The following is a 13,393-nucleotide window of genomic DNA, read 5'->3' on the forward strand; positions in this document are numbered from 1 at the left end:
CTGCCGTTATTTGTGCGCCAGCAGCGCCTTGACGAGCGGTGCGTCGATTTCCCCGGTCGGCTTCATCTTGTTGTCGGTCTGGAAGGCCATGATGGCGCTCTTGGTCTTGCCGCCCATCACGCCATCGGCGCCGCCGGCCTCATAGCCGTTCTTGTTGAGGATCAGCTGGATGTTCTTCACCGCCTTCGTCATGTCGATGCCGGCGGTCGTCTGCGGCGTGTTGTCCTGCCACGATTCCGGAACATCGGCCGAGTTGGCGGCCGCGTTGAGCGGCTTTGCCTTCCACAGTTCCGTGGCGGCGCGGGCCCGCTCGAGCTGCTCGGGTCTGAGCGCATTGGCGATCTCGTCACGCTTGGCGGCGGCGTCCTTGTCGCCGGTCTTGGCGACGAGCGCGAACCACTTGTAGGACTCCTCCAGGTTCTGCTTCATGCCGACGCCCTTGGCCGAAAGGATGCCGAGATTGAACTGGCTGTCCTTGACGCCGAGGTCCGCCGCCTCCTGGAACCAGTGCGCCGCCGATTCATTGTCGGTCACGCCGTCTGCGGCCATGGCGAACAGCACCGCCAGATTGTGCATGGCGCTGGCGTTGCCCTGCTCGGCGGCAAGCTGGTAGTAGGTCTTGGCCTTCTTGACGTCGCGCGCGACGCCGATGCCCTTCTCATAGAAATTGCCGATGCGGTATTCGGCCGGCGCGAAGCCCAGTTCGGCCGACTTCTCGTACCATTTGGCGGCCGCCGCCATGTCTTCCTTCACACCGCGCGATTCCGCATAGCGCGAGCCGATCTCGAACAGCGCCTTGGCGTCGCCGCCCGCGGCTGCGTCGTGCAGCGCCACCGGGCCGATGTCGGCCGGGATGTCGATCTTGGCGGCCGAAATTGCGGTCTGGCTGGTGGCCGGCGGGACGGTGCCCGTGGTGTCGGCGGACGTGGTTGCCGGCGTGCTGGCCGAAGGCGTGCCGGTTGCCGGAGCGCTCGCCGCAGCCGGTGCGCTGGTCGTGGGCTGCGCATCCGTATCCGTGTCCATGGCCGGCGCGTTCGCGGCCGGGGCGACCGGCTCGGACGGCATGGTCGAAGCCATCGGCGCTGGCACAGGCTGGGCGGGCGCGGCAAGCGCCATCGGGGCAGGCGCCGGCTCGCCTAGCGCCGCGGCGGCAGGCATCTCGGGACCGGACGGCTGAGCGGCGGCCTGCGGCGCCGGATCGTCCTTCAAGGGCTCGGCCTGCCTGACGGCGCGGGCCGGTGCGCTCTCGGGCTTCGCGGCGTCCGTCTCGGTCTTCGGCGCGCCAGCGGCATTGAGCGAAGCGGTTTCGACCGACTGTGTGGAGACGACCGGCGCGACGTCGTTGCTGGCGACCGGCGCCGGGTCGGAGAAGAAGGCTTTGCCGAGCTGCAGGCCGGCCAGCGCCATCATGATCGCGGCCGCAGCCATCAGGATCGGCTTGCGTCGCGCCTTGAGCAGATCGCCGATCCTCAGCGCCTTCACCGGACCGGTCATCGTCGACTGCCGCTTCAGCGCGTCGGCTTCCGCGGCGGCGGCCTGCGCCGCGCGGCGGGCGGCCGCAATAAAATCGGATTTGGCGGCGTCGGTCTCGCTGCGCCTGGCCGGCTGGTTGCCGCGCTCGTCGCGCACACGTTTCATGATGGCATTGAGGTCCGGCGCGCCCGAGCCCGGCTCCAGCGGCCGGTTGGCCGCTTTGGGATCCAGCGGTTCGTCGATGTCAACCGTCGGAATGTCGCCAGCCGGCGCCGAACCGGCAAGCGGCGGCGTGTCCGCGTCCTTCTTGCCCTTGAAGGCGCGCGCCAGCCCGCTGAACATCGACTTCTTGCGACCGGTTTTCTCGGCCCTCTCGCCGATCGCGTCCGACCCAAGCGCGGCCATGGCGGCAGCGGCAGCGGCCTCGGCGGGCGTACGCGGGCCAGGCTCGTCGCGCGTAACAGGCTCGTCCCGCGGAACAGGCTCGGTGCGTAGGATGGAGGCGGTGCGCGCGTCGAGATCGGCGATGTCTCCGCTCAAGGGCAGCGGCTGGTCGATATCCATCGACGGTGCGTCCTGCACCGCGATCTTGCCGGCGCGGGCCCGCTTGCCGACGGGCTGCGGGTCGACGAGTTCGCTGACCGCTTCGCTGGGACCTTCGGCCTCCAGCGAGCCTAACCGGTCGACGATCTTGAGCAGCGTGTCGTGGATGGCCTCGAAGGTCCGTGAATTGCGCTCGTCCGAACGGCGGGTGAGCGCTTCGAGCGTCTTCAGGTCCTGTGCGAGCCCGCCCACGGCGACCGCATTGGAAGCGGCCGTGCTGGAGCTCGATTCGGCCAGCGACCTGACGGCGTTCTCCGCCGCCTCGCGCGCGACGCTGAGGATGGAATCGCGCGTGCCGGCCAGCGACTTCTCGATCTCGTTGAGGCGCGGGCTGATGTCCTCGAAGTCGGGCAGCGGCGCGCTTGGCCTGGAAAGATGCGCCGAAAGGGCGGTCACCTGCGATTCCAGGCTGCGGATCAGCGCCGGATCGATGCCGGCGACCTGCGCGGCAGACGATTCCAGCCGGCTGGAAATGTCTTCGAGCCGGCTTTCCAGGCCGCGGATCGCCATATCGTTGGCGGGATCTGGCGTGCGCGTCTCGATGCGCTTGGCAAGCGCGGTGAAGCGGGCGTCGATCGCCTCCATGATGCCGGTGCTGTCATCCTGCTGCATGCGCTGGTCGAGCCTGTCGGCGACTTCGTCCAGCCGCCGCTCGAGTTCGCGGAACAGCATGTTGCCCTGCTCGATCGCATCGCCCTGGCGGCGCTCCAGCAGCGTCGACAGCGCGTCGAAGCGCTGCTCCAGGCCCTGGAAGATATGGTCGGCGTCGGGCATCACCGGCGCCCGGTCTATTCTGTCGGTGATCAAAGCGATCTGCTTGCCGAGACGCTCCATCGCCTGCTCCGGCAGGTTGGTGCGGCCGGCGAGCTCGTCCACCCGGCTGGACAGAAGATTGAGGCGGTCGATGACCTCGGCGCCGGGCCGCGCCTGCGCGACTTCCTCGATCTGCTGCGCCAGCGAGGCCATGCGCTTCTCGATCCGCCCAAAGGTTTCGGGATCGAAGGCATTGGCTTGCGCCGCCACCGTCGAGGCGACGATGGCGCGCGAGATCTCGTCCAGCCGCTCGTCGATCATGGCGAGCGTCTCGCCGCCGCGCATGGTCTGCTGGCTGGCGAAGCGGTCGACCGCGCCGGCAAGCGTGCGCACCTTTTCCTCCAGCGAGCCGAGCGACAGCGATTGCGGCAGGTTGTTGACCGCGCTGCTGATCTGCTCCAGCCGGTCGGTGAGTGCCGAAAGGTTGGGCCCCTCGGCACGCTGGCGCTGGTCGGCGTCGACGCGATCCTCGAAGGCGCTCCAGCGGCGGTCGAAATCGTCCCAGCGGCGGTCGACGGCCCGCACGCTTTCCTCTCGCGCCAGCGTATCGAGCGCCGCCTTGACCTGCTCCAGCTCGAGCCGCAACAGGTTGACGCTGCGGTCGTCACTCTTTTCGGCGAGCGTGTGGATGGCGCCGGAGAGCCGCTCGAACTCGAGGCCGAGCTCGGCGCTGCTCTTGTCGGCGCGAGCGCCATGCTGACTCGCCGCCTGCATGGCGCGATCGATATCCTGGCGCAGCGCGTCGAATTCGCGCTGCAGGCCGGCGGTCATCTGATGGCGCAGTTCCTCGCGCAGGCCGCGCAATTCGACGGCGATCTTGCCCACCATCGCGACGCCGTCCTCCTGCCCGCGCACCCGGTCGATGTCGCGGGCAATGGCCTGATAGTTGGGGCCAAGGCCGGAGGGTGCCTGGTTTTGCGGTCCCCGATTTTTTTCGCTCTGCGTTGAGTAGGGGTCTTCGTACCAGCGAGACTGCCCATAAGGTTGCGCGGCGGCGTAGCGTGGCTCGGCGGCCGGCCGCCGCGGATCCGGGCGTTCGGGCGTGTCGGTGCGGGTCCGTTCCAACCGCTGCTCCAGCGTCTCAAGCGAGCGGTTCAGATCCTCCAGCGAGGTGTGTGGCCGGCGTTGTCTGCCGGCGTTGAGTGTATCGAGATAGGACCGCTTGCTGTTCATCGATGCGCCCGTGTTCAGAATGACCGGCCGCGGCCGGTTTCCCAAAGTCCTGCCGGGAACGAAGGCGGCCGCTCGGTTCTGCTGCGGAGGAAGACGGGCTTCCCGGGTTTTCACCCACGCCTCGAAAAACCGTGAAAAATTCGCTACAGGATAAACACGGATGACCGACATGCGCACATTTCGCCCAACGTGGTAAACAAGGCGTTAACCAAGCTTAAGAAGTCGGGCAAATCCTGAGCCGCCTGGCCAGCCGGGCATCCGGGGTGCGGCATAAAGTTCCGTTCCGACAACGCCCTTGCGTCACCTGCCGGCTGTCGGTATAGAATTGACGTAAACGTAAAAGGTGCGAAGCCGTGCCTCTTGCGATTGATTTGTCGAAACCACGATTGGAAGCACGCCCCCGCTTCCACTCAGGCGACGCTTGGTCCGGGACCGCGACGCCATCAGGGGAAAGCCAGTGACCATGAAACTTGTTTCGCCCGGCGAAGCCGCGGCCAATAGCAATCACCTACCGGCCGAGGCCGGTGAGGAATTCGTCCGCATCGGCGAGATGGCCAAGAAATACGGCGTGACCTTGCGCACGCTCCGTTTCTACGAGGACAAGGGCCTCCTCAATCCGAAGCGCGACGGCTCCACCCGTCTTTACACGCGTCGCGACAAGGCTCGGCTGAAGCTGATCCTGCTCGGCCGCAAGGTCGGGTTCTCGCTGCGCGACGTCAAGCAGATGATGGACCTCTACGATCCGACCGGCTCCAACACCAAGCAGTTGCGGCTGGCGCTCGACAAGTCCGAGAAGCAGCTTGCCCGCCTGCAGAAGCAGCGGGCGTTGATCGAGGACGCCATCAACGAGCTGAGCAATTCGATGACGTCGGTGCGCCAGATGCTTGCCGAACGGGCCGCGCCACAGGCAAGCGCCGCCGGTTGATCATTTCGCGCCGCAACGGCGACTAGCCAAAAGCAATAGCCGCGCAGCCATGGCCGCGCGGCTTTTTTGTTGCCTTGCATGCGCCCGCTCACCAAAAATCTTCCGGCTGCGACAAGATTGACGTTTACGCAAACGTCAATTTTTGCTATCGGGGCGTCGACATTGGCTCGGCCTCCCATCCGGACCTGGATCGGGAACTTGCTGGCTGGCCAGGACCGCAAGGGTGGAGGAAGACATGACGATCTACAGGGCGCCCGTCCAGGACACGCTGTTCGTGCTCAACGACGTGCTCGGCTATCAGCGCTATTCCAATCTGCCAGGCTTCTCGGATGCTACGCCCGACGTGGTCGAGGCGATCCTTGCCGAAGGCGCGAAGCTTGCCGAGAACGTCATGCATCCGCTGAACCGCGTCGGCGACATGGAAGGCTGCGCGCGTCATGACGACGGCTCGGTAACGACGCCCAAGGGCTTCAAGGATGCCTTCGACCAGTATCGCGAGGGCGGCTGGATGGGGTTGGCCGCGCCCGCCGAGTTCGGCGGCCAGGGCCTGCCTTACACGGTCCACACCGCGGTCTCCGAATACATGGTCTCGGCCAACATGGCGCTGATGATGTATCCCGGCCTCACGCAGGGCGCTATCGCGGCTATCGTCACGCACGGCACCGACGAGCAGAAGGCCACCTGGCTGCCCAGGCTGATCGAGGGCGCTTGGACCGGCACCATGAACCTCACCGAGCCGCATTGCGGGACCGACCTCGGCCTGCTGCGCACCAAGGCGATGCCGAATGGCGACGGCACCTACAAGATTTCCGGTCAGAAGATCTTCATCTCCGCCGGCGAGCACGACATGGCGGACAACATCGTCCATCTGGTGCTGGCCCGTGCCGAGGGCGCGCCGGAAGGCGTCAAGGGCATCTCGCTGTTCATCGTGCCGAAATTCAAGCTCGATGCCTCGGGCAATCCCGGCGAGCGCAACACGCTCTCCTGCGGCTCGATCGAGGAGAAGATGGGCATCCACGGCAATTCGACCTGCGTCATGAATTATGACGAGGCCGAAGGCACGCTGCTCGGCGAGTTGAACGGCGGCCTGAAGGCCATGTTCACGATGATGAACGAAGCCCGGCTCGGTGTCGGCCTGCAGGGGCTTTCGGTCTCCGAGATCGCCTATCAGAACGCCGTCTCCTACGCCAAGGACCGTCTCCAGGGCCGGTCGCTGTCCGGCGCCAAGGCGCCTGACAAGAAGGCCGACCCGATCATCGTCCATCCCGATATCCGCCGCTCGCTGATGACCATGAAGGCGTTCAACGAGGGTGGCCGCGCGCTGGCGCTGTGGACGGCGATCAAGTCGGACGTTGCGCACCGCTCCGGCGACGACAAGGATCGCCAGGCGGCCGACGACTACACCGGTCTGATGACGCCGGTGGTCAAGGGCGTGCTGACCGACAAGGGCTTCGACCACGCCGTGATGGCGCAGCAGGTGTTCGGCGGCCATGGCTATATCGAAGAGCACGGCATGAGCCAGTTCGTGCGCGATGCCCGCATCGCCATGATCTATGAGGGCGCCAACGGCATCCAGGCGCTCGACCTCGTCGGCCGCAAGCTCGCGCTAAATGGCGGTCGCGCGGTGCAGGCCTTCTTCAAGGAGGTCGGCGAGTTCTGCGAGGAGAACCGGGCGGACGAGAAGATAGCGTCCTTCACCAAGGCGCTTAAGAAGGGCCTCAACGACCTGCAGGCGGCCACCATGTGGCTGCTGCAGAACGGCATGGCCAAGCCCGACAATGCTGGCGCCGCCTCGACCGACTACATGCATCTCTTCGGCCTGGTCGCGCTGGGCTATATGTGGGGCCAGATGGCCAAGGCTGCCCAAACCAAGCTCGCCGAAGGCGCCAATGGGGCAGCGTCGTTCTATGACGCCAAGCTGGTGACGGCGCGCTTCTTCATGGAGCGGATCATGCCGGAAACGGCGACGAGGCTTGCCCGCATCTCCAGTGGCGCCGACACGCTGATGGCGCTGCCGGCCGAAGCGTTCTAGAAATGCCCGGCGTCCCCTCCCCCTTGAGGGGAGGGTGGCCCGAAGGGCCTGGAGGGGTCTCCCGCGGTAGCGCGCCGACCCCGTCTCTGATGACATGCCTTGTGAGGAGAAGAGCATGACCAACCCCGCCGAAATTCTTGGCTTGCCGAAGCCCGCCTGGGCGGCGGACGAGGTCGGCATGCTCTACGACATGGCGGTCCGCTTCATGTCGGAGGAGATCGCGCCGCGCTACGACGAGTTCGAGAAGAACGAGATGTTCGACCGCGAGAGCTGGCTGAAGGCGGGTGCTGCCGGCCTGCTCTGCGCCTCGATGCCGGAGAAATACGGCGGCTCGGGCGGCACCTTCGCGCATGAGAGCGCCATAATCGAAGCGATCGGCCATGTTGGCGTCGACGGCTTCGGCATCGGCCTGCACAACTCGATCGTTGCCCCTTACATCCTGCATTACGGCTCCAAGGAGCAGAAACAGAAGTGGCTGCCGAAACTCGCGACCGGCGAGCTGATCGGCGCCATCGCGATGACCGAGCCCGGCGCCGGCTCGGACCTGCAGGGCGTCAAGACGCGCGCCGAGAAGGACGGCAACCACTACAAGATCAGCGGCTCCAAGACCTTCATCACCAATGGCCAGCTCGCCAATCTGATCATCGTCGTCACCAAGACCGATCCGGACAAGGGCGCCAAGGGCACCTCGCTGATCGTCGTCGAGACCGACGAGGTCGAAGGTTTTCAGCGCGGCCGCAACCTCGACAAAATAGGGTTGAAGGCCAACGACACGTCCGAGCTGTTCTTCAACCACGTGCGCGTGCCGACCTCAAACCTGCTTGGCCATGAGGAGGGCAAGGGCTTCGTCCAACTGATGCAGCAATTGCCGCAGGAGCGGCTGCAGATCGGCACCGGGGCGATCGCCATGGTCGAGCGGGCGCTGGCGATCACCATCGACTACGTCAAGGAGCGCAAGGCCTTCGGCAAGGCGATCATCGATTTCCAGAACACGCAGTTCAAGCTGGCCGAGCTCAAGACCGAAGCTACGATTGGCCGCGTCTTCTACAATGACTGCGTCGCGCGCCACATCGATGGCGGCCTCGATCCGGTCACGGCCTCGATGGCGAAGTACTGGCTCTCCGACCTGCAGGGCAAAGTCGTCGACGAATGCCTTCAACTGCATGGCGGCTATGGCTACATGAACGAATATCCGATCGCCCGCATGTACCGCGACGCCCGCGTCCAGCGCATCTACGGCGGCACCAACGAGATCATGAAATTGCTGATCGGCCGCTCCCTCTGAGCGCGGCGACCGGCAAACCCAAGGAGCACGAAAATGGCCGAAGCTTACGTCTATGACGCCGTGCGCACGCCGCGCGGCAGGGGCAAGAAGGATGGCTCGCTGCACGAGGTGCCGGCGGTGCGGCTCGCGGCGAAGACGCTTGAGGCGCTGCGCGACCGCAACGGGCTCGACACCGGCAATGTCGACGACATCATCTTCGGCTGCGTCGATCCGGTCGGCGAGGCCGGCTCGGTCATTCCGCGCGCCGCGGCCTTCGAGGCCGGCTACGACACCAAGGCACCGGGCATGCAGATCTCGCGCTTCTGCGCATCCGGTCTCGACGCCATCAATTTCGGCGCCGCCAAGATCGCGCAAGGGGCGGACGAGATCGTGATCGCCGGCGGCGTCGAATCCATGTCGCGTGTCGGCATGGGCATGTCCGGCGGCTCCTGGTTCATGGACCCGTCGGTCGGCCTGCCTGGCTGGTTCGTGCCGCAGGGCATCTCGGCCGACCTGATCGCCACGAAGTACGGTTTCAGCCGCGACGATGTCGACGCCTACGCCGTCGAGAGCCAGAAGCGCGCCGCCAAGGCCTGGGAAGAGGGCCGCTTCAAGAATTCGGTGATCTCGATCAAGGACCAGAACGGCCTCACCATCCTCGATCATGACGAGCACATGCGGCCTTCGACCGACATGCAGTCGCTCGCTTCGCTCAATCCGTCCTTCGTCATGCCAGGCGAGATGGGCGGCTTCGATGCGGTGGCCGTGCAGAAGCATCCGGAAGTCGAAGAGGTCAACCACGTCCACCATGCCGGCAATTCCTCGGGCATCGTCGACGGCGCCGCCGCCGTGCTGCTCGGCTCGAAGAAGGCCGGCAAGGCGATGGGGCTGAAGCCGCGCGCGCGCATCCGCGCTTTCGCCAATATCGGCTCCGAGCCGGTGCTGATGCTGACCGGTCCGGTCGACGTCACCGAGAAGCTCCTGAAGCGCGCCAAGATGAAGCTGTCGGACATCGACCTGTTCGAGCTCAACGAGGCCTTCGCTTCCGTTGTGCTGCGCTACATGCAGGCCTTCGACATTCCGCACGACCAGATCAACGTCAACGGCGGCGCGATCGCCATGGGCCATCCGCTCGGCGCCACCGGCGCGATGATCCTGGGCACCGTGCTGGACGAGTTGGAACGCCGCGACCTGAACACCGCATTGGTCACGCTCTGCATCGGCGCCGGCATGGGCACCGCCACCATCATCGAACGCGTCTGACGGGGAGAGAAGAAGATGAGCTACACCAATTTCACCCTCGACGTGGACGCCGACGGCATCGCGCTTATCACCTGGGACATGCCGGGCCGCTCGATGAACGTCTTCACCGAAGAAGCGATGCTCGAGCTCAATTCTATCGTCGACAAGGTTGCCGGTGACGCCGCCATCAAGGGCGCGGTGATCACTTCCGGCAAGGACAGCTTTTCCGGCGGCGCCGACATCACCATGCTGCAGAAGATGCTCGCCACCTTCGCCGTCGACAAGGAGAAGGACCTCGAGAAGGCGACCAAGGCGCTGTTCGACAATGCCGGCTATATGACCGGCCTGTTCCGCAAGATCGAGACCTGCGGCAAGCCGTGGGTGTCGGCGATCAACGGCACCTGCATGGGCGGCGCCTTCGAAATGTCGCTCGCCTGCCACGGCCGCGTCGCCGCCGATTCCGACAAGGTGAAGATGGCGCTCCCCGAGGTAAAGATCGGCATCTTCCCCGGCGCCGGCGGCACCCAGCGCGTGCCGCGGCTGACCGACCAGCAGCAGGCGCTGCAGATGCTGACCACCGGCCAGAATCTCACACCGCAGAAGGCGAAGTCGATGGGCCTGATCCATGAGATCGCTGAGCCGAAGAAGCTGATCGAGACCGCCAAGGTGATGATCAGGAACGGGCTGAAGCCGGTTGCGCCCTGGGACGAGAAGGGCTTCAAGCTGCCCGGCGGTCCGATCTATTCGGCCGCCGGCGCCAATCTCTGGCCGCCGGCCATCGCCATCTTGCGTCGCGAGACCTATGGCAATTATCCGGCCGCGGCCGCGATCCTGAAATGCGTCTATGAAGGCCTGCTGGTGCCCTTCGATACCGCGCTCAAGATCGAGCAGCGCTATTTCACCGAGATCATGCAGACCAAGGAAGCGGCGGCGATGATCCGCTCGCTGTTCGTGTCGCTGCAGGAACTGAACAAGGGCGCCCGCCGCCCGGCCGGCGTGCCCGATACCAAGTTCAAGAAGATCGGCATCCTCGGCGCCGGCTTCATGGGCGCCGGTATCGCCTATGTCACGGCCAAGGCCGGTATTCCGGTCGTGCTGCTCGACCGCGACATGGAGTCGGCCGAGAAGGGTAAGGCGCATTCCGACAGCCTGATGGCTGATCAGGTGAAGAAGGGGCGCGCCAAGCCGGAGGACAAGGACAAGCTGCTCTCGCTGATCACGCCGACGGCCGACTATGCCGACCTCGCCGGCTGCGATCTCGTCGTCGAGGCCGTCTTCGAGGATTCGGCGGTCAAGAAGCTCGCCACCGAGAAGGCGGAAGCGGTGCTGAAGTCCTCGGCGATCTTCGCCTCCAACACCTCGACCATCCCGATCACGTCGCTGGCGAAGAATTCGGCGCGTCCGAAGAATTTTGTCGGCATCCACTTCTTCTCGCCGGTCGACAAGATGATGCTTGTCGAGATCATCCTCGGCAAGAAGACCGGCGACAAGGCTTTGGCCGTCGCGATCGACTTCGTTCGCGCCATCAAGAAGACGCCGATCGTCGTCAACGACACACGCGGCTTCTACGTCAATCGCTGCGTGCTCCGCTACATGTCCGAAGCCTACAAGATGCTGATCGAAGGCGTCCCGGCGGCGATGATCGAGAACGCCGCCAAAGCCGCCGGCATGCCGGTCGGGCCGCTGGCGCTGACCGACGAGACGGCGATCGACCTCGCCCAAAAGATCATGAAGCAGACCATCAAGGATATCGGCGAGAAGGCCGTCGACCCGAAGCAGATGGCGCTGATCAACACCATGGTCGACACGCATGGCCGCTTCGGCCGCAAGAACGGCAAGGGTTTTTACGACTATCCCGCCAAGCCGGCGAAGAAGAAGCTGTGGCCGGGCCTCAAGGATCTCTATCCGCAGCTCAAGCCGGAAAAGGTCGACTATGAGGAGCTGAAAGAGCGGCTGCTGGTCACCATCGCCCTGGAAGCGGTGCGCGTGATGGAAGAAGGCATCGTCACCGATCCTCGGGAGGCCGATGTCGGTTCGATCCTCGCCTTCGGCTTCGCTCCCTTCACCGGCGGCGCGCTCTCCTATATCGACGGCATCGGCGCCAAGCGTTTCGTCAAGATCGCCAAGGGCCTGCAAAAGAAATACGGGGCCGAGTTCAAGGCGCCCAAGCTGCTCATCGACATGGCCGAGAAGGGCGAGACCTTCTACCAGCGCTTCGACCCTTATCAGAAGGGCGAGGTGAAGAAGGCAGCCTGACGTCCAGTCATGTATGTCTGGGGGCGCCTCGCGCGCATGATGGCCACGGCGTCCAGCCGTGGCCCTTACGTGGTCGGCGATCAGAGTCGGCTGGCCTTCCGTTGCCTGCCGACCGACATCGATTTCAACAGCCATCTCAACAATGCGCGCTATATGATGCTGGCCGACCTTGGCCGCATCGATGTCTTTCTTCGCGTCGGTCTGGTCGCGCTCGCGCGCCGCAACGGCTGGGCGCCGATGATCGGCGGCCTGCAGGTGACCTATGTGCGCGAGATCAGGCTGTGGCGACGCTTCGAGGTGGTGTCCTCGATCGAGACCTGGGAAGGCACTTCGGTGATCGGCAGGCACCGCTTCGTCCTCGACAATGGCGAGACGGCGGCGCTGATCTTGACCACCGGCGGCGTCTACGACCGGCGTGGCCGCCGCTTTCTCGGCATCGACGAGGTCGTGGCGGCACTTGGCCGTTCCGCGCAGCCGCGTCCGCCAACTGAAGCCGAGCGGGCGTTCATGGCCTCGCACCGGAATCTGCGCGAGCAGGCCAAGCGAGCCTGATTGTCGGCGATCCGACGCTTCGCCAGTGGACAATCAACCAGCCGCGCGCTAGACAGCGTTGAGGCATTTTTTCCTGTTTCAAAGGGAGAGCGAACTTGCTCTCACACGATCGCGTCTGGGCTGCAATCGACGCTCTTGCCGAGCGCTATTCGCTGTCCGCTTCAGGTCTCGCCAGACGCGCGGGTCTCGATTCGACCGCCTTCAACAAATCCAAACGCCTGTCCTCCGACGGCCGGCCGCGCTGGCCCTCGACCGAATCTCTGGCCAAGATCATCGAGGCCACCGGCGCCTCGCTGGATGAATTCACCGGGCTGGTCGAAGGTCGCAGCGGCTCCGCCGCGCCGCAGCGCACGGCCGTGCCGCTGCTTGGCTTTGCCCAGGCCGGTGCCGGCGGCTTCTTCGACGATGCCGGCTATCCCTCGGGGCAGGGCTGGGATCTGGTGGAGCTTCCGACGCGGGCGGCGGAAACATCCTATGCGCTGAAGGTCCAGGGCGATTCCATGCTGCCGCTCTACCGCAACGGCGACGTGCTGATCGTCGAGCCGGGGGCGCCCACGCGCAAGGGCGACCGCGTCGTCGTCAAGACCACCGCTGGCGAGGTCATGGCCAAGGTGCTCGATCGGCAGACCGCCAAGGCGATCGTGCTGGTCTCGCTCAATCCCGCTCACCCGGACCGCGACATCCCGATGCGCGATGTCGAATGGGTGGCGCGGATCGTCTGGGCCAGCCAGTAGGTCCGGGCTGGTGCGGGTCCCCCATCTTGCCCTCGCGCTTGTGGCGGTTCCGGCAATGGCGGCGATGGTCGTCGCCGGAGGCCGCTCGCTGAAGGGCAGCGAAAGCGTCGTCACGGTCGACCAGATCGATCCGGTACCGGGGCAAGGCGCTGATGCGGCGCCCGAGGAGCCAGCGACCTCCGCCATTTTGGCGCCGGCCGCTCCGCAGCTGCCGAAGCCCCCGGCCCATTCGCGGGCAATCGATCCAGAGGTCGTGGTGCCACCCGAACTGCCCGCGGGGGAACTCGAGCGGGTCGAACCACGCGCGCCGCTCAGCGATCTGGCGC

The 13,393-nt window shown here is 65.4% G+C and carries 8 protein-coding genes and 1 pseudogene; 8 read left to right on the forward strand and 1 reads right to left on the reverse strand.

Annotated features, from left to right (window positions below):
• Positions 1-6: 6 nt before the first annotated feature.
• Positions 7-4,062 carry an SEL1-like repeat protein gene (locus tag EOA29_RS10295; RefSeq protein WP_127220855.1) on the reverse strand — a complete coding sequence of 1,352 codons (4,056 nt, stop codon included), beginning with the start codon at positions 4,060-4,062 and terminating at the stop codon, positions 7-9.
• 463 nt (positions 4,063-4,525) lie between these two features.
• Between EOA29_RS10295 and EOA29_RS10300 the strand changes: the two genes are divergently transcribed.
• The 8 genes and pseudogenes from EOA29_RS10300 to EOA29_RS10335 form a co-directional block, all read left to right on the forward strand.
• Positions 4,526-4,987: a MerR family DNA-binding transcriptional regulator gene (locus EOA29_RS10300; RefSeq protein WP_126095645.1), complete on the forward strand. Its 462-nt coding sequence runs from the start codon at positions 4,526-4,528 to the stop codon at positions 4,985-4,987.
• A gap of 235 nt (positions 4,988-5,222) precedes the next feature.
• Positions 5,223-7,019: an acyl-CoA dehydrogenase gene (locus EOA29_RS10305; protein WP_126090302.1), complete on the forward strand. Its 1,797-nt coding sequence runs from the start codon at positions 5,223-5,225 to the stop codon at positions 7,017-7,019.
• Between the two features lie 115 nt (positions 7,020-7,134).
• Positions 7,135-8,304, forward strand: coding sequence for an acyl-CoA dehydrogenase family protein (locus tag EOA29_RS10310; RefSeq protein WP_126090301.1), 1,170 nt, complete (start codon positions 7,135-7,137; stop codon positions 8,302-8,304).
• Positions 8,305-8,337: 33 nt separating this feature from the next.
• Positions 8,338-9,546: an acetyl-CoA C-acetyltransferase gene (locus EOA29_RS10315; RefSeq protein ID WP_126090300.1), complete on the forward strand. Its 1,209-nt coding sequence runs from the start codon at positions 8,338-8,340 to the stop codon at positions 9,544-9,546.
• A 15-nt stretch (positions 9,547-9,561) separates the two neighbouring features.
• Entirely contained in the window at positions 9,562-11,781 is a 2,220-nt protein-coding gene (locus EOA29_RS10320; RefSeq protein ID WP_126090299.1) for a 3-hydroxyacyl-CoA dehydrogenase NAD-binding domain-containing protein, read from the forward strand.
• A 9-nt stretch (positions 11,782-11,790) separates the two neighbouring features.
• Positions 11,791-12,333 (forward strand): thioesterase family protein, encoded by a 543-nt coding sequence (locus tag EOA29_RS10325; protein ID WP_126090298.1) that lies wholly within the window; start codon positions 11,791-11,793, stop codon positions 12,331-12,333.
• A gap of 95 nt (positions 12,334-12,428) precedes the next feature.
• On the forward strand, positions 12,429-13,067 hold the full coding sequence (locus EOA29_RS10330) for a helix-turn-helix transcriptional regulator (protein WP_126090297.1): 639 nt from the start codon (positions 12,429-12,431) through the stop codon (positions 13,065-13,067).
• 10 nt (positions 13,068-13,077) lie between these two features.
• A pseudogene (locus tag EOA29_RS10335) lies at positions 13,078-13,393 on the forward strand (thermonuclease family protein); the annotation flags it as partial.

The organism is Mesorhizobium sp. M1E.F.Ca.ET.063.01.1.1, assembly GCF_003998155.1.
GTDB lineage: Bacteria > Pseudomonadota > Alphaproteobacteria > Rhizobiales > Rhizobiaceae > Mesorhizobium.

Coding starts and splice junctions, on each gene's coding strand:
- EOA29_RS10315 (WP_126090300.1), top strand. CDS start 8,338: ATGGCCGAAGCTTACGTCTATGACGCCGTGCGCACGCCGCGCGGCAGG.
- EOA29_RS10300 (WP_126095645.1), top strand. CDS start 4,526: ATGAAACTTGTTTCGCCCGGCGAAGCCGCGGCCAATAGCAATCACCTA.
- EOA29_RS10320 (WP_126090299.1), top strand. CDS start 9,562: ATGAGCTACACCAATTTCACCCTCGACGTGGACGCCGACGGCATCGCG.
- EOA29_RS10295 (WP_127220855.1), bottom strand. CDS start 4,062: ATGAACAGCAAGCGGTCCTATCTCGATACACTCAACGCCGGCAGACAA.
- EOA29_RS10310 (WP_126090301.1), top strand. CDS start 7,135: ATGACCAACCCCGCCGAAATTCTTGGCTTGCCGAAGCCCGCCTGGGCG.
- EOA29_RS10325 (WP_126090298.1), top strand. CDS start 11,791: ATGTATGTCTGGGGGCGCCTCGCGCGCATGATGGCCACGGCGTCCAGC.
- EOA29_RS10305 (WP_126090302.1), top strand. CDS start 5,223: ATGACGATCTACAGGGCGCCCGTCCAGGACACGCTGTTCGTGCTCAAC.